This is a genomic window from Flavonifractor plautii ATCC 29863, from assembly GCF_000239295.1.
Classification (GTDB): domain Bacteria; phylum Bacillota; class Clostridia; order Oscillospirales; family Oscillospiraceae; genus Flavonifractor; species Flavonifractor plautii.
The window spans coordinates 14,932-34,696 of the sequence record NZ_JH417827.1 but is presented as its reverse complement, the minus strand read 5'-3'; the positions used below and the strand labels follow the sequence as shown (position 1 = coordinate 34,696).

The window sequence follows — 19,765 nt, the reverse complement described above, 5'->3', positions numbered from 1 at the left end:
CGGCCGCCCGCCTCCAGCACAGCGCCGGGTTCCAGCGTGCGGTAGCGGCCGGTGGGGACGGGGGCCAGAGCGCGGGCGGGGTTGGCCCTGTTTTGTGCCAACAGCTCCGGCGGAAAGCCCTCAGAGATATAAAAGGCATCGGTGTGGGCCCATTTGGCCTCCTCCGGCTGCTCCAGATAGGCCCGGTCGGGCCCGCTGACGTAAATCCAGCCGGTTTCCCCAACGACCTCCGGGGCCAGGCCGGAGTGGTCGGAGTGGAGATGGGTGAGGGCCACATCTACATCCCTGGGGTCCACATCCAGCTCTGCCAGCCCGGCAAACAGAGCGCGGCGGCCCTCCTCCTGTCGGAAGCCGGTATCGATAAGCAGGCTGCGCTCCCGCCCGCGGAGCAGGTAGCTGTTCAGTTCCCGGAGAGGGTTGCCGGGCAGGGGCACCGGAATCCGGTACAGGCCCTCCGAAATACACTCGGTCATCACATGCGCTCCTTTCTGTCCACGATCCATCCTACCAAAACGCTGGGGAGCCGTCAAGCGTATTAGCTTGCAGGCGGGAGGGGATCGGGGTATAATGGGAAAAAAGGGCGAAGGGAGTGGAAAAGAGTGGATTTCTGTGGAATATGCAGAGCTTTCGCGGCACAGTTCCGGAGCCGGTGGAGGGCAGCGTTTCCCACCATTCTGTTTTTTGCGGTTCTTTTTTTGACGGTTTCACTCCTGTTCGGGAGCCGGAACGCCATGGTGGTGTCCAGCACCACCACCCTGTTTCAGATCCGGCGGCAACGCAACAACACCGGTACATATTACATCAAGCTGCTGTTCATCACCCTCCTGCTGGGTATGCTCGCCTATCTGGCCAGCCGGAATGCGGTGCTCTGTGTGCTTTTGAACTTCACGGTTCCCTTTGCGCTGGTGTTTTTCCAGAGCGACCAGTTCGCGCCGAAGGGCTACTTCGGCTACGCCATGACCTTCGTGTTCCTGGAGCTCCGGCCGCCCACGCCGGAGGAATTTCCGGTTCAGATGCTGTGCCTGCTGTTCTGTACGCTGGTGCTCATCGGGGCGCTGCTCCTCTATGCCCGGCTGTCTGCCCCGTCCACCCCTCCGGAGGAGGAGATCACCCGGGGCCTGACCCGCCTGGCGGAGCTGCTGGAGGAACTGGCCGGGGGCGGCGGGGCGTACGGGGCGCGCAGGGAGCTGGAGGGGCTGGCCCAGCGGTTCCGGCGGCTGGGCTATGCCCGCCGCAGCCACTTCCACCTGCCAGATGGGCAACGGCGGTTTTATTACCTGTTTGCACTGCTGTTTCAGCGCCTGAGCTACCTCCTGGCGGACGAGGATTGGGGGCGGCTCCAGGCTGGCCCCGCCTGCGGGAAGGTGCTGGTTACGCTGGCGGGGCTGGTGCGGCAGCTCCAGAACGCCGCTTCGCCGGAGGCACGGGGAGCGCTGACAGAACGGCTCCAGATCCTGCTGGCAGAGGACGCCCTGCCTCAGGGGCGGCTGCGTATCTTCTACCGCAGCTTTCTCCACCGCCTGCTCCTGCTGCTGGCGGAGGGAGAGCCCCGGACCCGGTGGCCCCGGGTGCCCTGGCGGGAGGTATTTGCCAGCGGCCGCCGGCGGCTGAATCTCAACAATTTTGAGGTGCGCTTTGCCCTGCGCCTGGCCGTGGTCATGACCATCAGCACAACCGTCAGCCTTTTGTGGGAATTTGAGCACACCTACTGGTTCCCGCTCCACGCCTTTCTTTTGCTCCAGCCCAGCTATGAGGAGAGCGCCCACCGGATGATCACCCGGCCGGTGGGCACCGCCATCGGATGCCTGGTGGTACATCTGGTCTATCCATGGCTGCCCGGCCTGACCGGCGTCTTCGCCTTTGCCCTGGCCATGATCTCCCTGATGTATTGCTGTACTCCGGGCTCCTGGGTACACCCCATCTTTTCCACCTCCTTCGCCCTTGCCCTGGCCACCCTCACGGTAAAGGAGGGCCAGGCCATCCAACTGCGCCTATTCTACTTGCTGCTGGCAGTGGCGTTGGTGTTGGTGGTAAACCGTTTCCTGGTGCCCACCCGGAAGGCTACCCAGTTCCGGCACAACCTGCGTACCTTGTGCCGCCTCCAGGCCTCCTACTGGGAGCTGGTGCAGCGCAGCCTCCACGCGCCCGGCCGGCCGGAGCGCTCCGGCGAGATTCTGGCCTGCTTTCATCTGGTGTACCACGAGGCGGCCCAGTATGCGGCGGCCCTGCCGGCGGGAGAGGCGGAGCGGTACCGGACGTGCTGCTCACCCTGTGGAACCTGTTCGCCCATGTGGAGCAGGTGGAGTGCCTGGTACTGACCGGGGAGCTGAGGGAGGAGGAGTACCCTGTTCTGAGCCGCCTGGCCGGAGAAATTCAGGAGCTGCTGGACCCGCCCCGGCCCGCACTGGCGGAGTTGGGGCTGGAAGGTCTGCCGGCCTCCGGGGCGCTCTGCCGGGCCATGGAGCGCTACCGGCATAACGCCCGGCTGCTGCTGGAGGCATGGGAGAAACAGCCGGTTTCGTGCTGAATCTTGCGGGAATCAGTGGAAAAAAGCCAGTATTTGGTCAGGAAAGATTTTCATCGACAGATTTCAACACGGAAACCGCAAGGATAACTCAAACTTTAGCATACAATGTCTGTATACCAAAGCCGATTCCCGATACACTAAGAAACGGGTGATCGGATGAACGTGGATTATGGTGCAATCGGACGGCGCATCAAGCAGGTGCGCAGGAGCCGCGACATGACGCAGGAGCGTCTGGCAGAGGCCCTCTCCGTGTCAGTGGGCTATATCAGCCAGATAGAGCGCGGCGTGACCAAAATCAATCTGGACACGCTGGCTGCGGTGGCGGCGCACCTCAACTGTGAACTTTCCGAGCTGGTAACCGGGGTGTCGGTGCTCCAGGGGCGCTACCTGGAGGGAGAGCTGGCACAACTGGTGGATCAGATGGACGGACGACAGAGGAAGATGCTTCTGGAAGTGGCCAAGCTGATCTTGGCCGAGTGAGAAAGCAAACAAAATACCGGGCCGCACGCCGTGCGGCCCGGTATTTATTGTTTTGCAGTGGGCAGACCGGTCAGCCCTTCTGCTCCAGAAGGGACTGCTTGATGTCCCAGAGCTTCTGAGACAGGTCCACGTAGTAGTTATGGGGGTTCTCAAAGCGCTTAACCTCGTCCCACAACAGGTCGATCTGTCCGGCGCAGTAGGCCCGCATCTCGGCGATGGGGGGGGAGTCGTATACCCGCCTGCCCCCCAGGAAGATGGGAGCGAGCAGCTCCTTGGCGGTGAAGTTGGTGACACGGCTGCGCTTCCAGGTGGCGTCGGGGTCAAAGAGCTCCAGGGGCTGGCTCTCGTCCACCGCCTCGTCGTGGAGGGTGATGAGGTCGGCGAAAGCCTTGCCGCTCTCCTTGTCGAACAGGCGGTACACCTTCTTGAAGTGGGGGTTGGTGATCTTATCCGGGTTGGCGCTGATCTTGATCTTGGGAATGATATTGCCCTGCTTGTCCTCCACGGCGGCCAGCTTGTAAACGCCGCCGAACACCGGCTCGCTCTTGGAGGTGATGAGCCGCTCACCCACGCCGAAGGAGTCGATCTTGGCCCCCTGAAGCAGCAGATCCCGGATGATGTACTCGTCCAGGGAGTTGGAGGCCACGATCTTGCACTCGGTAAGCCCCGCTGCATCCAGCATCTTGCGGGCCTTGCGGGACAGATAGGTGAGGTCGCCGCTGTCCAGCCGGATGGCGCAGTTGGTAATGCCCTGAGGGAGCAAAATATCCTTGAACGCTTTGATGGCGTTGGGCACGCCGGACTTGAGCACGTTGTAGGTGTCCACCAGCAGGGTGGCCGAGTGGGGATAGAGCTGGCAGTAGGTCTTGAAGGCGGTGTACTCGTCGGGGAACATCTGCACCCAGGAGTGGGCCATGGTGCCCCCGGCGGGGGAACCATACATCTCGTCGGCCAGGGTGCAGGCGGTGCCGGCGCAGCCGGCGATATAGGACGCCCTGGCACCCAGCACAGCGGCGTCGGGGCCCTGGGCCCGGCGGGACCCGAACTCGCTCACCGGGCGGCCGTCGGCGGCCCGGACGATGCGGTTGGTCTTGGTGGCGATGAGGGACTGGTGGTTGAGGGTGAGCAGCAGGAAGGTCTCGATGAACTGGGCCTCAATGGCGGGGGCGCGGACGGTGAGGAAGGGCTCCCGGGGGAAGATGGGAGTGCCCTCCGGCACAGCCCACAGGTCGCCCGTGAAGCGGAAGGTGCGCAGATAGTCCAGAAAGCCCTCGCAGAAGCAGCCCTTTCCCCGCAGGTAGGCGATGTCCTCCTCGGTGAAGCGGAGGTTTTCGATATAGTCGATGACCTGCTCCAGACCGGCCGCGATGGCGAAGCCGCCTCCATCGGGTACATTGCGGAAGAAGACATCGAAGTAGCAGATCTGGTCGGCATAGCCATCGGTCTGAAAGTAGCCGTTGCCCATGGTCAATTCGTAAAAATCACACAGGAGTGTGTAGTTCATGTGTTCCTTCATCTGTTTCACAACCTTTATCGGTTCAGTACCGTGATCTGGAGGGCCTCCATCACGTCCAGGCCCTTGGCGTGGAGATCCGGATCGGGCCCGGCGGTGCAGGAGGCATCCACCACGATCTCCGCCTCGGGCAGGGCGGCCTTGACCATGATGGCGTTGGAGAGTACGCAAAGGTAGGATACCAGTCCAGCCAGCTCCACCCGGTCATAGCCCTGCTCCTTCAGCCAGTTGGCCAGCCACAGGGAGGGGAAGGCGCCCTTGCCGATGACCATATCCCGGCTGCGCTCCATGGCCTGTCCCGTCTGGCCGTAGAGCTGCCAGCCCTCCGAGTTCAGCAGGCAGTGGGGCACCGGCAGCTTCCGCCCCTCCTGGGTGTCCAGGTAGTCCGGGCCATGGGTGTCCAGGGTGAAGGCCACGTCATCTCCGGCGGCGCGGCAGGCGGCGATTTTGGCCGCGATGGGCCCGTCCAGTGCCTCCGCACCGGGAAAGCCCAGTGCTCCGTCTACAAAGTCCTTTTGATAGTCCACTACGAGAAGCAACCGCTTCACCGCGTCCACCACCTTTCTGTCAAGACACCTGTATTATAAGCAGTTTTTTACCAAAATGCAAGAGCAGTCTTGCCGCGCCGGGATATCAGGCCGCCCGCCGGGGAACCGGCGGGCGGTGTGATTTACTCGGCCAGAGGGGTGGGCCCCATGGCCTCGTGAAGCTCCTTGGTGATGGCGCCCTGGAACAGGCAGACGGCGAACCGGTGCATCCGCTCCAGCTTTTCGGGCACCGCGTCGGGGTTATGCTTGCCCGCGGTGGAGAAGTCGCCGTCCAGAATGAACTTGACCTCCTTGTCGGTCTTGCCGCCGCCGATGAGGCCGGGACCGGCGTGGAGCTTCATCCGGTAGTCCCCCACCAGGGGAGTCTCCACGTCCAGGGAACACTTGGCGATCTCGCTCTCCTCCACGTCAGGCTCGCCGAGTATGCCGATATACTGGCTGCGGATCAGATCGTCCCAGAGTTCCCCCTCCAGGCCCAAACGCTGGCGGGAGACGGCGTTGACATACCGCAGGCCGATGCGCTCGAAGAAGGCGGGCTGGTAGAGCTGGATAAACTGGGCCAGGGGGCGGTCCAGCCGGGTGGCGAAGTCCTCCCACCGGGTGTAGCTCAGGGTGGACAGGGCGATGAAGCCCTGGGTCAGGTTGAGCTTCCAGCGGCCGTCCTCCGAGATGAAGTTGTAGTTGGTAATGGGCTTCTGAGGCTCCAGCGCGGTGGCGTTCCCCTTCTTGACCACCTTGGGGGGGAGCTGCTCCTGACGGGCCGCATACTGGGGGAAGTCCTTGCGGATGGCCTCCTGAAACTCGGCGGGCTCCTTGGCGCCGATGGACAGGATGGTGGGGAAGCGGAGCTGGCAGATCACCTCCACCAGCGGGGCGCGGGCGTACTGATAGCGTTCGTATGGTGCAAACAGCATAGTGGGCTGCTCCTTCCTGTTTTTCGATCGGTTCTATTGTAGCCCGGAATGGGCGATCTGTCAAACCATTCCACCTTGCAAATGGAGAATTGGGGCGGTATAATGCAGACAATACACAAAGGAGGCGGAGACCATGGAACTGGAGCTGAAGCGGGGCGGCCGCACCGCCCGGGTGGAGACCCTGGGCGGCGAGCTGGTATCCTACCGGGACGAGAGGGGGCTGGAGTACATCTGGGGGGGCGATCCGGCCTACTGGCCGGGGCGCAATCCCCTGCTGTTTCCCATTGTGGGGACGCTGAAGGAGGGAAAGATCCGCTTTGACGGCAGGGAATACGCCATGGAGCGCCACGGCTTTGCCCGGCGGCGGGAGTTCACCCCGGCGGCGCGGGGGGAGGACTGGGTGCGCCTGGAGCTGCGGGAGAGCGCCGAGACCCTGGCGCTGTATCCCTATCCCTTCCGGCTGGCGGTGGAGCAGCGGCTGACCGACACGGGCTTTTCCACGGCGGTGACGGTGGCCAACCCGGGGGAGGGGCCGTTGCCCTTCTGCCTGGGGGCCCACACCGGCTTCCGCTGTCCCCTGGAGGCGGGGGAGCGGTTCGAGGACTACGAGCTGGTGTTCCCCGAGCGGGAGAGCTGTCCCACCCTGCTGCTGCGGGACGGATTGCTGGACCGGCCGGCGGCCCTGCCCTGCCTGGAGGACACCGACACCCTGCCCCTGGACTACCGCTGGTTTGACGCGCTGGATACCCTGATCTTCGAGGGCCTGCGCTCCCGCTCCGTCACCCTGCGCAGCCGCAAAAGCGGCAGGGGAGTGCGGGTGTCCTTCGACGGCTTCCCCATGCTGGCCTTCTGGACCATGCCGGGGAAGAAGGCCCCCTACCTGTGCATTGAGCCGTGGCACGGCTGCTCCGCCGGGACGGGGGAGGGGGAGGAGTTCACCAATAAAGCCCATTGCATCGTCCTGGCCCCCGGCGAGAGCCGCACCCTGGCCTACCGGGCGGACACCCTGTGAGCTAGTATTCCCGCAAAAAAGCGCGGACCGTACAGCGGTCCGCGCTTTTTTGTCAGGAGAGGCCCTCGCCCATGCCGAGGGTGAAGTACAGGATGACCACGATGACCAGAGGGGCCAGAAAGCGCACCGCGAAGGCCCAGGGCTTCTGCATCCGCCGGAGGCCGTGCCCGCCGGCGATCTCCTGCCCGGCGGCTTTGGTGCCCCACACCCAGCCCACAAAGAGGCAGAAGCACAGCGCCCCCAGAGGGATCATCAGATTGTCGGTGAACTTCTCCATCACCGCGTTCATGGGGAGCATCTGCAGCCCGTTTTTGAAGTCAAACCAGGGCAGGTTGATGCCCCGCCCGGCGGACTGGGAGAGGGAGTAGCCCGCGCTGAGCAGCGCCATGGGCACCGACAGGCCGATGGCCGCCCTGGCCCGGGAGAGGTGGAATTCCTCGGTGAGAAAGGCCACCAGGCTCTCCAGAATGCTGATGGCGCTGGTGAGGGCGGCCAGGAAGAGCAGGGCGAAGAAGGCCATGCCGAAAAAGCGGCCGCCGGGCAGCTCGGCAAACATGGCGGGCAGGCTGATGAAGGCGAAGCCGCCGCCCATGCCCAGTCCCTCCTCGCCCTGGGTGATCATCACCACCGGGACGATGGCCAGGGCGGCCATGACGGCTACCAGGGTGTCCAGCGCGCAGATCCAGCCGGCGCTTTTGGCCAGGTTCTCCGACTTGGGCACGTAGGAGCCGTAGGTCACCATGATGCCCATGCCCACGGACAGGGAAAAAAAGGCCTGTCCCAATGCGCCCACCAGGGTGTCGCCGCTGAGCCTGGCGGGGTCGATTCCGAACAGGAAGCGCAGGCCCTCCCCCGCGCCGGGGCGGGTGACTGAGTAGACCACCAGGCCCGCCAGCAGCAGGAAAAGCAGGGGCATGAGCACCTTGCTCACCTTCTCAATGCCCTGGGACACGCCCCGCACCACCACCACGATGCACAGCACCAGAAAGCCCAGGCCCCACAGCAGGGGCTCCACCGGACGGGCACTGAAGGTGGAGAAGTAGTCGGCATAGGCGCCCGGCCCGGCGCCGAAGTGGGCGCCGGCGGCGTAGATCTGGACATACTTGAGCACCCAGCCCCCCACCACACAGTAGTAGGACAGGATGACAAACAGGGTGACGATGCCGATGTATCCCGCGAACCGCCACCGGGGGTTCAGAGTGCGGAAGGCCCCCACCACATTCTTCTGGGTGGCCCGGCCGATGGACAGCTCCGCCAGCATGACCGGAAAGCCCACCAGGAACACGATCAGCAGATAACACAGCAGGAAGGCGCCGCCGCCGTAGGCGCCCACCTTGCCGGGAAATTTCCAGATGTTGCCCAGGCCCACCGCAGAGCCGGCTGCGGCCAGGATGAAGCCCAGGTTGGAGGCCCACTGGTGCCTCTTTTCCGTCATAAATCCATTCCTCCTCATTCCAACAGAATCCGATCTACTATACCGCAGAATTCGTCTTTTTTCAAGGGAAATGTCCGCCCGGGGCGGACGCACCCTTTTCCGGCGCGGGAATACGATGGGAGTAGTCACGTTGAAGGGAGGCGCATTCCATGCGGAATGAACTGAATTTGTGGGTGGCGGGGGGCGATATGAGGCAGGCCAAGCTGGCCGAGCTGCTGGCCGCAGACGGGCACACGGTGCACGCCTATGCGCTGGAGCGGCTGGGCGCGCTGGACGGGGTGGAGATGGAGGAGAGCCTGGAGGGGGCCGCCCTGGCGGACTGTGTGGTGCTCCCCCTGCCGGCGGCGGGGGAGGGCAGCCTGCTCAACGCGCCCCTGTCCGGGCGGAAGCACCCCCTGGCCCTGGTGCTGGACGCTTTGCGGCCGGGGCAGGTGATCTGCGCCGGTATGGTGGGCCCCCAGACGGCGGCGCTGGCGGCGGACCGGGGACTCACACTCCACGACTACTTTGCCCGGGAGGAGCTGGCGGTGGCCAATGCGGTGCCCACCGCCTTGCCGGTAGGACACTATTCCGCCCGCCGGGAACATACAGCCCCGCCCCTGGCCATGCCGGGGGCGGGGCTGAACTGTTAGCCGGCGGAAGGCTCCTGGGCGTCAGCGTAGCGGGCGTCGATGGAGGTGAAGTAGCTCTGCGCAAAGGTGCGGAAGCACAGGCCCAGCTCCGTCAGGGGGCGGCGCTTGTTATAGGCGATGCCCCAGTAGGCGGTGGGAGCGCCGTCGGCATACTCCCGGAACACCAGGTCGGGGTGTTTGCCCTGAAGAGAGAGCTCCTTGTACTTGACGGCGGGGACAATGGAGACACAGTTGTTGGACTCCACCAGGGAGGTGAGAAGGTCCAGGTGCCGTACGTCGTAGTCGATGATGGGAGTCAGGCCGAACTTGCTGTTCTCCGCGGCGCAGAAGGTCTCCTTGTTGACCCGGGAGCCGTCGATGGCCAGGTGTACCCCTGCCAGCTCCCGGTGGGCTACCGCAGGCAAGGCGGCCAGTGGATGCTCCCGGCGCATGAGCATGCCGAAGCTGCACGCATAGATGCGCTCATAGACCACCTCTTCCGACGGGGGCGGGAGCACCGTCATGGCCAGATCCACCTCGCACCGGTCCAGCAGACTGGTGACGTTGGGCAGGTCGGCCCGCTGGTGGATCAGGTTGACCTCGGGGTGCTCCAGCAGAAAATGCTCCAGGAGGGTGGTGTCGTCCGTCATGCAGACGATGGAGAGGGGCTCGGGCCGTCCGCTGTGCTGGTTCCGCACAGCCTGGACGCCGGCGTCCAGGAGTGAAACGGCCTGCTCCACGCTTTTCAGCAGCAGCTCGCCGTTCTGATTGAGGGCGATCTTGCCCCGCCGCCGCTCAAAGAGGGGGACGCCCACCTCCTCCTCCAACCGGGAGATGCTGGTGCTCAGATTGGGCTGGGAGACGAACAAGGTCTCGGCGGCCTTGGACATATTGCCCAGCTTGGCTACGGCGATGAAGTATCTCAACTGTGAAAGTTCCATGCCAACTTCCCTCCCGGTAAGTATATAAATTGCTTATACCGTTCTAAAGATTATATATTTTTCAAACGCGGCTGTAAAGGATATACTGGGCCTGCGTTAAAAAAATCACAAAAAGGAGAGGACGCGGAAAGGGGCGGTTCAGAACCATACGGCGCGGCGCACTCAATTCATGAAATGACGGGCGGGCATCCGCTCCCCACTCAGGAGGATTGCGTATTATGAGAGAAAAAAGAGGATTTGGACCCTGGGGCTGGTTATTGCTGATCTTTGGACTGCTGGTGTTTTTCAGCAATGGCGGCTTCTTTGCAGACGGAACCAACATCATTTCTCCCGCTGTGGCGGAACGGCTGAACGTGGATCAAAGCATCATCCTGACCATGAACTCCGTGGCCGGCATCGTCGGCGTGCTGATCGCCGTCGCAGCAGGGCAGGTGAACCAGCGCATCGGCCCCAGCAAAGTGGCCGCCGGCTGCCTCATTCTGGCGGGCTTGGGCCATATCGCGGCCTGCAACGCCGTCAATGTCCCCATGTACTTAATCGCCATGTGCTTTGTGGGTGGCGGCCTCAGCTCCGGCTCCTTTGTGGGTGTGGGTACTCTGGTGGCCATGTGGTTCCCCAAGAGACAGGGACAGGCCATGAGCATCGTGGCAATGGGCTCCAACTTTGGAACCATGCTCTTTGTCCCGCTACTCAACGTCCTGGCGGGCTCGATCGGCATGCCCATGGGCTCTGTGATCTGCGGCGGCGTGGCCGCCGTGGTGGGTGTGATCGGCATGGCGCTTCTGCGCGATACCCCCAAGGAGCGGGGCCTCTATCCCGATAACGTCACCGAGGCCGAGTTCAAGGCCAACTACTCCTCCGCGCCCCCCGAGCTGGACAACTCCGGCTGGACCACCGGCAAGCTGCTGCGCACCAAGGAGACCTGGCTGTGCGCTCTGTCCACCGGCTTTCTGATGCTGGCCCAGATGGGCATCATGACCCAGCTGGTGGCCCGCAACATTGAGGTGGGCATTGCCCCCGATCTGGCGGTCAGTGTTATGAGCGCTATCGCCGTCATCGGAATTATTGGCGCCGTCATCTTCGGCCGCATCCTGTTCAGGCTGGGCATCAAGAAGGCCGGCGTGCTCACCGGCGTGCTGTATATTGTGGCCATGCTCTTCAACATCAGCGGCGTGATGCCTCTGGTGTGGGTGTCCCTGGTGGTTATCGGTTTCCTGGGCGCCGCAGCCCCCGCCCTGATGAACTCCGTCCCCGGCTCTGTGTTCGGCCGGGTGGGCTATGCCAAGGTCAACAGCGTGGTGTTCCCCCTGACCAACATCATCTTCATGTGCAACTTCGCCGTCAACGGCCTCATCAAGAAGCTGTTCAACAGCCTGAGCGTGGCTTACATCGTGTTTGCCGGGCTGGCGTTCCTTTCGATTCTGCTGATTCTCGCCCTGCAGGATCACAAGTATGACCAGGATTACATGGCCGCGCACAAGCAGTAAGCGGCCGGGCCCATAAATAGTCAATCTTTAGAAGGAGGTAAACGCAATGAGCAAGAAATCCCTTGTGGCGCTGGCTCATGGCCTGGACGTGCAGGAGAATGTCACCCGCGTCTTTGACATGATGGGCGGCGCTGCCAAAATGATTGAGCCCAACTCTACCGTTGTGCTCAAGCCCAACGCGGGGCACGCGGCTCCCCCGGAGTTCGCCGTGTGCACCCACCCCGAGACCGTCCGCGCCGTCATCCGTGAGGTAAAAAAGGCCAACCCCAAGCGCATTGTCATCGCCGAGGCCGCCGCCGTGGGCTGCGACACCGACGAGTGCTATGAGGCCTGCGGCATCGCCGCCGTCGCCCGGGAGGAGGGCGTCGAGCTGGTGGACATCAAGAAGGACAAGGATCTCATCAATGTGGCCGTGCGGGGCTACCGCTCCAACATCAGCCACGTCAAGCTGCCCCGCCTGCTGCTGGAGGCCGAGCACATCATCAACCTGCCCATCCTCAAGGCCCACGCCAGCATGGTGTTCTCCGGCGCGCTGAAGAACATCAAGGGCGTGGTGCAGGATCAGGTCCATGTGCAGATGCACCAGCAGAACCTGACCATGGCCATGATGGACGTGTGGTGGGCCTGCCGCGCCGACATCAACATCATGGACGTGATGCACGCCGCCAGCGGCTACTCTCCCCACACCCCCGTGCCCATCGAGGTGGACTGCATCATGGGCTCCTATGACCCCGTGGCGCTGGACCGCATCGCCTGCGAGCTGGTGGGCATTGATCCCGACGGTGTGGACTACTTCCGCGTGGCCCAGGAGGCCGGCCTGGGCACCACCAACCGCGACGACATCGAGGTGGTGGGCGACAAGGTGGCCGACTGCTACAAGAAGATGTGGGTCCCCTACCTGGAGGACATCCGCAACCGCTGGCCCGAGTATGAGGTCCACTGTGAGGGCGCCTGCTCCAGCTGTCAGGCCCTGCTGACCCTCAACATGGAGACGCTGAAGGCCATCGGCGTCTACGATGACAACACCGACATGGTGGTGGTGGCCGGCGGCCGGAACACCCTGTCCCCCGATACCCCGGACGAGAAGATCCTGCTCCACGGCAACTGCGCCCGCAAGCACCTGAAGGAGCATCCCAACGCCTTCTTCCTCCAGGGGTGCCCCCCTGGAGAGGGCTCCCTCTACATGTCCGTGCTGCGCAAGGAGGCCATGACCGGAAAGCCCGAGCAGATGCACTGGATCCGCGAGCGGATGGAGATCGACGCCCCCGCTTGGCGCTCCTACGTGGAAAAAGAGGCGGAGAAGTTCTATGGATCAGACGATAAGTAAGGGCTTTGTCTTTCTGGAAAACGCCCCGGAGCTGATGCGCCTGCTGGAGGACATCTTCACCGACGACTTCATGCAGGAGTATACCCGCTTCGAGAGCTTTGAGGGCTTCCGGTATTCCAGCGCCGTGATGGTCAACTGGAAGGCGGATACCCTGATCTACGCCCCGCCGCTGCTGGACGCCTTCGTGAAGGAGAGCACCGACTTCGCCACCTGGGACGAGATGGTGCGCACCGCCACCGGCCTGCGCTACCGCAGATAACGCCTGTCCGCGGCTTTTCAGCACAGCCTGCGAGACCCCTCCGGGCCTCTACCGGACGACCCTTCGGAATGCTGAACCAGAACGAGGCCGCCAGACGCTTGTCCCCACAACGCCTGGCGGCTCGCCATATCCCGGCTGGGGCGGAGCAACGCCCCGCCGGGACACCTGCCACCCCGGCAATAAGGAGATATGTCATTATGAAGGTTGCAGATATCAAGCGCGCCGCCTGCGTGGGCGGCGGCGTGATCGGCTCCAGCTGGGCCATCCAGTTCGCCATGCGCGGGCTGGCCGTGACCCTGTACGACATCAACGACGAACAGCTCAAAAGGAGCGAGGCCCAGATGCACAAGAGCCTGGACGCTCTGGAGCAATTTAACGCCATTACCCCGGAGCGCCGGGGGGAGATCGTGGCGGCCATCCGCCTGACCACCTCCATGGAGGAGGCCGTGGCGGACGCCCAGTTCATCCAGGAGAGCGGCCCGGAGCGCCTGGAGATCAAGCAGTCCATTCTGGCCCAGGTGGAAGCCTGCGCCGCGGCGGACGCCCTCTATGCCAGCTCCACCTCCGGCCTGCTCATCTCCGACATTGCCGCCAAGGCGGCCCACCCGGAGCGCTGCGTGGGGGCCCACCCCTACAATCCGCCCCACCTCATTCCCCTGGTGGAGCTGACCTCCGGCGACAAGACCGACCCCGCCCTGCTCCGGCTGGCCTACGACTTCTACCAGTCCATCGGCAAGGAGGCCGTCCTCCTGCGCCGGGAGTGCCCCGGCTTCATCGCCAACCGGCTCCAGCTGGCCCTCTACCGGGAGGTGCAGGATCTGGTGATGCGGGGGGTGTGCTCCGTGGAGGACGCGGACAAGGCCCTGGTCTACGGCCCCGGCCTGCGCTGGGCCATCTTCGGCCACAACATGATCATGCAGCTGGGCAACCCCGGCGGCCTGACCGGCATGGTGAATATGCTGGGCAACTCCGGCGACCGCTGGCTGGCCAACATGGCCTCCTGGACCCACCAGCCCGACAACTGGGCCGAGGTGGCCCAGCCCGGCGTGGACGAGGAGATGAAGCACTTCCCCGACCACATCGGCCACACCAACGAGGCGTGCGCGGCCTACCGCGACCAGATGCTCATTGAGCTGCTCAAGCTCCACAAGAAGCTGTAAAGGAGGAAACCGGGTGACCGCCAATACGACCGCATCCGTCCGGGCCTTCGCCGGCCGCCGCTGGCTGTGCCTGATCTCCGCCATGGTGATCTGCGTGTGCGCCGGCTTCGGCTACGCCTGGAGCGTGCTCCAGACCCCCATCATCGCCCAGTTCGGCTGGGCCGACTCCGGGGTGGCCCTGGCCTACACCATCACGGTGGTGTGCTCCACCATGGCCCCCCTCCTCTTCGGCGGGCTGATCCGCCGCATGTCCAGCCGCCTTTGCGTGGCCGTGGGGGCCGTCCTCTTTGGCGCCGGCCTCTTCGCCGCCGGCCTGATGAGCCAGCTCTGGCAGCTCTACCTGTTCTACGGCGTGATTTCCGGCCTGGGGGTGGGCTTCATCTATCCCAGCATGATGGCCTATGTGGTGCGCCTCTTTCCCGACCGCTCCGGCATGGCCTCCGGCCTGGGCACCGCTGCCTACGGCTCCGGCGCCATCCTGTGGGCCCCCACCGCCGCCGTGCTGATGGAGAAGGTGGGCCTGGGCAGCGCCTTCCGGGTGCTGGGGGTGCTCTTCGCCGCGGTGATTCTGCTGGGCTCCCTGCTGCTGGCCGAGCCGCCGGAGGGCTTCCACGCCGCCATGGCCCCCGCCGCCAGCGGCGGGCAGGGGAGCGGCGCCGACCTGAACCGGGGACAGATGGTACGCACCGGGGCCTTCTACCGGATGGTGGCGGTGTTTACCTGCGGCCTGGTGGCCGGAGTGATCGTCATCAGCCAGGCCTCCCCCATCCTCCAGCAGACCCTGGGCTACGCCCCCGCCCGGGCCGCCCTCTTCGTCAGCGTGTTCTCCGCCTGCAACATGGCCGGCCGCTTCGTGTGGGGCAGCCTCTCCGACCGGCTGGGCCTGGTCAACACCGCCGGGGCGGTGTTCCTGCTGTGCATCCTGTCCATGGCCGCCCTGGCCGTGACGGGGGCGGAGGGGCTGGTGCTCCTCTTCATGGGGGTGGCAGCCTCCTGCTACGGCGGACTGGCCTCCCTCCTCACCCCCCTCACCGCCCGCATGTTCGGCCCCCGCTACATCACAGAGAACTACGGCGTCATGTACGTGGTGTTCGGCCTGGCCAGCCTCATCGGCCCCAGCCTGGCCACCACCTTCAAGACCGCGGGAGGCGGCAGCTACACCGGCGCCTATATGACCGCCGCGGTACTGGCCGTCATCGGCCTGGCGCTCTCCCGCTCCCTGAAAGCCCCGTCCCGCAAAGGAGAATGATATGGAACTGAGTAAAGTGAGAACGGCCGAGGAGATCATCGCCCGGTTCAGGGATGGGCAGATCATCGCCATCGGCGGACAGACCAACCAGTACATGCCCGACCGCCTGATCGACTGCGTGCTGGAGAGCGGCGCCAGGCACCTGACCATCTACTCCATCGACTCCAGCGACCCGGGCCACGGCGTCAGCCTGCTGGTGGAGGCCGGCCGGGTGGACGCCATGATCACCACCCACGTGGGCACCAACCCCCTGACCAACGCCAAAATCCAGTCCGGGGCGCTGAAGGCGGAATTCAACCCCATGGGCACCTTCATCGAGCGCATCCGCTGCGGCGGCGCGGGGCTGGGCGGCGTGCTCACCAAAACCGGCCTGGGCACCGTGGTGGAGGAGGGCAAACAGATCATTGAGGTCAATGGCGAGAGCTATCTGCTGGAGACCGCCCTCCGCGCCGACATCGCCCTCACCCGCTGCCGCCGGGCCGACCCCCTGGGCAACCTGGCCTACAGCGGCAGCAGCGGCCACGCCTCCCACCCGGTGGTCGCCACCTGTGGCGCGCTGTCCATCGTGGAGTGCGACCACTTCTGCGACCTGGGGGAGCTCGGCCCCGACAAGATCAAGGTGCCCGGCATGTTCGTGGACATGATTCTGGCGTAAGGAGGCGGGACAATGGACAACAGAAACTTTATCGCCAAGCGGGCGGCCGCCTATTTCCGGCCCGGCGACGTGGTCAACCTGGGCATCGGCATCCCAAGCCTCTGCGGCAGCTACGCCGTGGACGGCGTACTCTTCCAGAGCGAGAACGGCTTCATCGGCATCGGCCCCACGGTGCAGGAGGGACTGATGAAAAACGAGCGCTTCGTCAATGCGGGCGGAGTGCCCTTCGTCCCCGTGCCGGGGAGCAGCGCCTTCGATGTGGCCATGTCCTTCAACGTCATCCGCTGCGGACGTCTCGCCGCCACGGTGCTGGGCGGACTCCAGGTGTCGGCACAGGGGGATCTGGCTAACTGGGCCACCCCCGGCCGGGCCTTCGGCATGGGGGGCGCCATGGATCTGTGCAACGGCGCCCGGAAGGTCATTGTGGCCATGGAGCTGGTGGCCAAGGACGGCTCCCCTAAGGTGGTCAGCCGGTGCACCCTGCCCCTCACCGCTGTAAAGTGCGTCAACCACATCGTCACCGACCGCTGCGTCATCGACGTGACGGAGGAGGGGCTGGTCCTCTCCGAGATCCGGAAGGGCCACACCGTGGAGGAGATCCAGGCCGCGGTGGAGCCCGTGCTCCTGGTGTCCCCCGACTTGAAGGAAATGGAGGAAGATTGATATGGCAAAACCGCTGAGCAAGACGGTCGTGGTGGCCTATGGCCGCTCCGCCGTGGCCAAGTCTGGCAAGAAGGGCGCCCTGCGCAATCTGCACCCCATCGACATGGGCGGGCTGGTGCTCAAGGGCGTGATGGAGAAAATCCCCCAGTTGGACCCCGCCCTGGTGGAGGATGTGATTCTGGGCTGCGCCATCCCGGAGGCCAAGCAGGGCCTCAACCCCGCCCGGCTGGTGGCCGCCCGGGCCGGCCTGCCCTACACCGCCTGCGGCCTTACCGTGGACCGCTTCTGTTCATCCTCTCTCCAGGCCGTGGCCCTGGCCGCCTGGCAGATCGAGGCCGGACAGGCCGACTGCATCGTGGCCGGAGGTATCGAGTCCATGACCGCCCTGCCCATGACCCTGGACCGCAGCGGCGACATGGACCCCTGGCTGCTGGAGCACGACCCCGCCCAGTACATCTCCAATGGCGAGACCGCCGAGAACGTGGCGGAGAAGTACAACGTCACCCGGGAGGAGATGGACCGCCTGGCTCTGGAGAGCCACCGAAAGGCGGCCGCCGCCCAGGACGCGGGGTATTTTGACGAGCAGATCATCCCCCTGCCCGGCGTGGACGCCGAGGGCAACGAGATCGTCTTTGACAAGGACCAGGGTATCCGCCGTGACACCACCCTGGAAAAGATGGCGTCCATGAAGCCCTGCTTCCGGGAGAACGGCCGGGTCACCGCCGCCACCTCCTCCCAGACCAGCGACGGCGCGGCTTTCCTGGTGCTGATGAGCCGGGACAAGGCCGCCGAGATGGGCATCCGGCCCCTGGCCTCTTTCCTGGGCTTCTGTGTGGGCGGCCTGGATCCGGCCTACATGGGCCTGGGCCCCATCTACGCCGCGCCCAAGGTGCTGGAGTACACCGGCCTGACCATGGATGATATGGACGTGATTGAGCTCAACGAGGCCTTCGCCGCCCAGGTCAGCCCCTGCATCAGGGAGCTGGGCATGGATCCCGCCAGGGTCAACCCCAACGGCGGCGCCATGGCCCTGGGCCACCCCCTGGGTGCTACCGGTGCGGTGCTGAGCTGCAAGGCCATCTCGGAGCTGCGCCGTACCGGGAAAAAGTATGCCATGGTCACCATGTGTATCGCCGGCGGCATGGGCGCGGCAGGGATCTTCAAGGCGGATTAATACCCGCGGGGCAGGGAGACTGCCGCCGCGTACAAACGATTATGGGAGGTAATTTATATGGGTAAGCCCTTAGCTGATTATGTCAAGCTCCCCGAGCTGGAGGAGTACAAGGAGTGGTTCAAGGACTTCGCGGATCTGTACCGGGAGGACGGCATCCTTCAGGTAACCTGGAAGACCCTGGACGGTCCCATGCACCACAGCGGCATGTCCCACCGCGCCATCAGCCAGCTGGTCCGCGTGCTGAGCCTGGACTACAAGAACGAGATCATCATCTTCACCCACATCGGCGACCACTGGATGACCGAGTCCGACGCCAACGGCTGGGAGACTTACTCCGAGCTGCCCACCCAGCGGTTCCAGCACCAGTATTTTGACGACACCAACCTCATCAAGAACATGGTGTTCGACCTGGACGTGCCCACCATCGGCGCCATCCCCGGCTCCGGCTTCCACTGGGACTCCGCCATGCTCAGCGACATCACTATCTGCTCCGAGGATACCTGGATGGAGGTGCCCCACGCCCACGGCGGCCTGGTGCCCGGCGACGGCATGGGCCTGATGGCCCAGCACTACTTCGGCACCAAGCGGGGCAACTACTACATGATGACCGCACGCCAGTGGACCGCCCAGCAGATGCTGGACTGGGGCATGGTCAGCGAGGTGGTGCCCAAGGATCAGGTCATGGCCCGCGCCTGGGAGATCGCCCGCATGTGGAAGACGATGCCCTATGAGAACCGCACCATCATGTCCAACCTGGCCAAGCGGCCGCTGAAGAAGCTGCTGGTGGAGGATCTGAAGCTGCACACGGTCAGTGAGCAGTACGGCTCCCTGCTGCGCATCGCCGCCGGCGACATGGGCGACCGCAACGCCGCACAGCAGGATGAGAAGTACATCAGCCAGACCAACGACTGGCGCTACACCTTCCCCCACATGCAGCAGGCACCCACCCGTGAGAGCTGGGCCGCCTTCCGCACCGAGCCCATCGAGTGGTTCAAGAAGGTGGAGGCCGGCGAGGCGGTCAACCCTTGCGACCCCACCCGCCCCGTGAAGCCCTACCGCCCCGATGGCGAGTAAGGCACTGTATGGAATCAGGAGGTAGTTACCATGGGAAAACCAATGGCGGATTACGTCAAGCTGCCCGAGTTTGACGAGTACAAGGAGTGGTTCAGGGACTTCGCCGACCTCAAGCGGGAAGACGGCATCGTGCAGGTGACCTGGAAGACCCTGGACGGCCCCATGCACCACAGCGGCATGTCCCACCGGGCCATGAGCCAGCTCACCCGCTGGCTGAGCCTGGACTTCAAAAACGAGATCATCATTTACACCCACATCGGCGACAACTGGATGATCGAGTCCGACGCCAACGGCTGGGAGACTTACTCCGAGCTGCCCACCCAGCGGTTCCAGCACCAGTATTTTGACGACACCAACCTCATCAAGAACATGGTGTTCGACCTGGACGTGCCCACCATCGGCGCCATCCCCGGCCCCGGCTTCCACTGGGATTCCGCCATGCTGTGCGACATTACCCTGTGCTCCGAGGACACCAAGATGGAGGTGCCCCACGCCCAGGGGGGCCTGGTGCCCGGCGACGGCATGGGCCTGATGTGCCAGCACTACTTCGGCACCAAGCGGGGCAACTACTACATGATGACCTCCCGCCAGTTCACCGCCCGGCAGATGCTGGAGTGGGGCATGGTCAACGAGGTGCTGCCCAAGGGCAAGGTGCTGGAGCGGGCCTGGGAGATCGCCCGCATGTGGAAGACCATGCCCTACGAGAACCGCACCATCATGTCCAACCTGGCCAAGC

General features: G+C 64.3%; 21 protein-coding genes. 15 read left to right on the top strand and 6 right to left on the bottom strand.

Annotated features, from left to right (window positions below):
- The coding region (locus HMPREF0372_RS20155; RefSeq protein ID WP_007494035.1) for an MBL fold metallo-hydrolase at window positions 1-473 on the bottom strand (473 nt) is incomplete at its 3' end.
- A gap of 222 nt (window positions 474-695) precedes the next feature.
- Here HMPREF0372_RS20155 and HMPREF0372_RS14515 point away from each other — a divergent pair.
- The 3 genes from HMPREF0372_RS14515 (at window position 696) to HMPREF0372_RS14505 (ending at window position 3,007) form a co-directional block, all read left to right on the top strand.
- Window positions 696-2,318 carry an FUSC family protein gene (locus HMPREF0372_RS14515; RefSeq protein WP_140402425.1) on the top strand — a complete coding sequence of 541 codons (1,623 nt, stop codon included), beginning with the start codon at window positions 696-698 and terminating at the stop codon, window positions 2,316-2,318.
- Window positions 2,258-2,527, top strand: a complete 270-nt coding sequence (locus HMPREF0372_RS14510; protein ID WP_039997688.1) for a hypothetical protein — start codon at window positions 2,258-2,260, stop codon at window positions 2,525-2,527. The genes HMPREF0372_RS14515 and HMPREF0372_RS14510 overlap by 61 nt, the downstream gene beginning before the upstream one ends.
- 156 nt (window positions 2,528-2,683) lie before the next feature.
- Window positions 2,684-3,007 carry a helix-turn-helix domain-containing protein gene (locus HMPREF0372_RS14505; protein ID WP_007494031.1) on the top strand — a complete coding sequence of 108 codons (324 nt, stop codon included), beginning with the start codon at window positions 2,684-2,686 and terminating at the stop codon, window positions 3,005-3,007.
- Window positions 3,008-3,077: 70 nt separating this feature from the next.
- On the opposite strand, the gene HMPREF0372_RS14500 is transcribed toward HMPREF0372_RS14505, so the two are convergent.
- The 3 genes from HMPREF0372_RS14500 to HMPREF0372_RS14490 all read right to left on the bottom strand — a co-directional run bounded on the left by HMPREF0372_RS14500 (window position 3,078) and on the right by HMPREF0372_RS14490 (window position 5,982).
- Window positions 3,078-4,511, bottom strand: coding sequence for a nicotinate phosphoribosyltransferase (locus HMPREF0372_RS14500; RefSeq protein WP_035298863.1), 1,434 nt, complete (start codon window positions 4,509-4,511; stop codon window positions 3,078-3,080).
- Window positions 4,512-4,537: 26 nt separating this feature from the next.
- Window positions 4,538-5,068 (bottom strand): cysteine hydrolase family protein, encoded by a 531-nt coding sequence (locus HMPREF0372_RS14495; RefSeq protein WP_024724950.1) that lies wholly within the window; start codon window positions 5,066-5,068, stop codon window positions 4,538-4,540.
- Between the two features lie 122 nt (window positions 5,069-5,190).
- On the bottom strand, window positions 5,191-5,982 hold the full coding sequence (locus HMPREF0372_RS14490) for a TIGR04255 family protein (protein ID WP_007494028.1): 792 nt from the start codon (window positions 5,980-5,982) through the stop codon (window positions 5,191-5,193).
- A gap of 133 nt (window positions 5,983-6,115) precedes the next feature.
- On the opposite strand from HMPREF0372_RS14490, the gene HMPREF0372_RS14485 reads away from it, so the two are divergent.
- Window positions 6,116-6,994: an aldose 1-epimerase family protein gene (locus HMPREF0372_RS14485; RefSeq protein WP_007494027.1), complete on the top strand. Its 879-nt coding sequence runs from the start codon at window positions 6,116-6,118 to the stop codon at window positions 6,992-6,994.
- Window positions 6,995-7,046: 52 nt separating this feature from the next.
- On the opposite strand, the gene HMPREF0372_RS14480 is transcribed toward HMPREF0372_RS14485, so the two are convergent.
- Entirely contained in the window at window positions 7,047-8,429 is a 1,383-nt protein-coding gene (locus HMPREF0372_RS14480) for a sodium-dependent transporter (RefSeq protein WP_039997685.1), read from the bottom strand.
- 149 nt (window positions 8,430-8,578) lie between these two features.
- Here HMPREF0372_RS14480 and HMPREF0372_RS14475 point away from each other — a divergent pair, with 149 nt between their 5' ends.
- Entirely contained in the window at window positions 8,579-9,061 is a 483-nt protein-coding gene (locus HMPREF0372_RS14475) for a dipicolinate synthase subunit A N-terminal domain-containing protein (RefSeq protein ID WP_007494025.1), read from the top strand.
- Here the strand turns inward: HMPREF0372_RS14475 and HMPREF0372_RS14470 are convergent.
- Window positions 9,058-9,981, bottom strand: a complete 924-nt coding sequence (locus tag HMPREF0372_RS14470; RefSeq protein WP_007494024.1) for a LysR family transcriptional regulator — start codon at window positions 9,979-9,981, stop codon at window positions 9,058-9,060. The two genes, HMPREF0372_RS14475 and HMPREF0372_RS14470, sit on opposite strands and share 4 nt — an antisense overlap.
- A 218-nt stretch (window positions 9,982-10,199) precedes the next feature.
- Here HMPREF0372_RS14470 and HMPREF0372_RS14465 point away from each other — a divergent pair, with 218 nt between their 5' ends.
- The 10 genes from HMPREF0372_RS14465 to HMPREF0372_RS14420 form a co-directional block, all read left to right on the top strand.
- Window positions 10,200-11,468, top strand: coding sequence for an MFS transporter (locus tag HMPREF0372_RS14465; protein WP_007494023.1), 1,269 nt, complete (start codon window positions 10,200-10,202; stop codon window positions 11,466-11,468).
- A 46-nt stretch (window positions 11,469-11,514) separates the two neighbouring features.
- Window positions 11,515-12,795 carry a DUF362 domain-containing protein gene (locus tag HMPREF0372_RS14460; RefSeq protein ID WP_007494022.1) on the top strand — a complete coding sequence of 427 codons (1,281 nt, stop codon included), beginning with the start codon at window positions 11,515-11,517 and terminating at the stop codon, window positions 12,793-12,795.
- Window positions 12,776-13,054: a hypothetical protein gene (locus HMPREF0372_RS14455; protein WP_007494021.1), complete on the top strand. Its 279-nt coding sequence runs from the start codon at window positions 12,776-12,778 to the stop codon at window positions 13,052-13,054. Before HMPREF0372_RS14460 ends, HMPREF0372_RS14455 begins: the two co-directional genes overlap by 20 nt.
- Before the next feature lie 197 nt (window positions 13,055-13,251).
- Complete coding sequence (locus HMPREF0372_RS14450) at window positions 13,252-14,214, top strand: 3-hydroxyacyl-CoA dehydrogenase family protein (RefSeq protein ID WP_039997683.1); 963 nt, start codon at window positions 13,252-13,254, stop codon at window positions 14,212-14,214.
- Between the two features lie 13 nt (window positions 14,215-14,227).
- On the top strand, window positions 14,228-15,463 hold the full coding sequence (locus HMPREF0372_RS14445; protein ID WP_007494015.1) for an L-lactate MFS transporter: 1,236 nt from the start codon (window positions 14,228-14,230) through the stop codon (window positions 15,461-15,463).
- A gap of 1 nt (window position 15,464) precedes the next feature.
- Window positions 15,465-16,118: a CoA transferase subunit A gene (locus tag HMPREF0372_RS14440; protein ID WP_007494014.1), complete on the top strand. Its 654-nt coding sequence runs from the start codon at window positions 15,465-15,467 to the stop codon at window positions 16,116-16,118.
- A 12-nt stretch (window positions 16,119-16,130) separates the two neighbouring features.
- Entirely contained in the window at window positions 16,131-16,781 is a 651-nt protein-coding gene (locus tag HMPREF0372_RS14435) for a succinyl-CoA--3-ketoacid-CoA transferase (protein ID WP_007494013.1), read from the top strand.
- Between the two features lies 1 nt (window position 16,782).
- The gene (locus HMPREF0372_RS14430) at window positions 16,783-17,955 is read left to right on the top strand and encodes a thiolase family protein (RefSeq protein WP_007494012.1); all 1,173 of its coding nucleotides are present in this window, start codon (window positions 16,783-16,785) and stop codon (window positions 17,953-17,955) included.
- A 57-nt stretch (window positions 17,956-18,012) separates the two neighbouring features.
- Window positions 18,013-19,029: an enoyl-CoA hydratase/isomerase family protein gene (locus tag HMPREF0372_RS14425; RefSeq protein ID WP_007494011.1), complete on the top strand. Its 1,017-nt coding sequence runs from the start codon at window positions 18,013-18,015 to the stop codon at window positions 19,027-19,029.
- A 30-nt stretch (window positions 19,030-19,059) separates the two neighbouring features.
- A partial coding sequence (locus HMPREF0372_RS14420) for an enoyl-CoA hydratase/isomerase family protein (protein WP_230979309.1) occupies window positions 19,060-19,765 on the top strand: 706 nt, incomplete at its 3' end.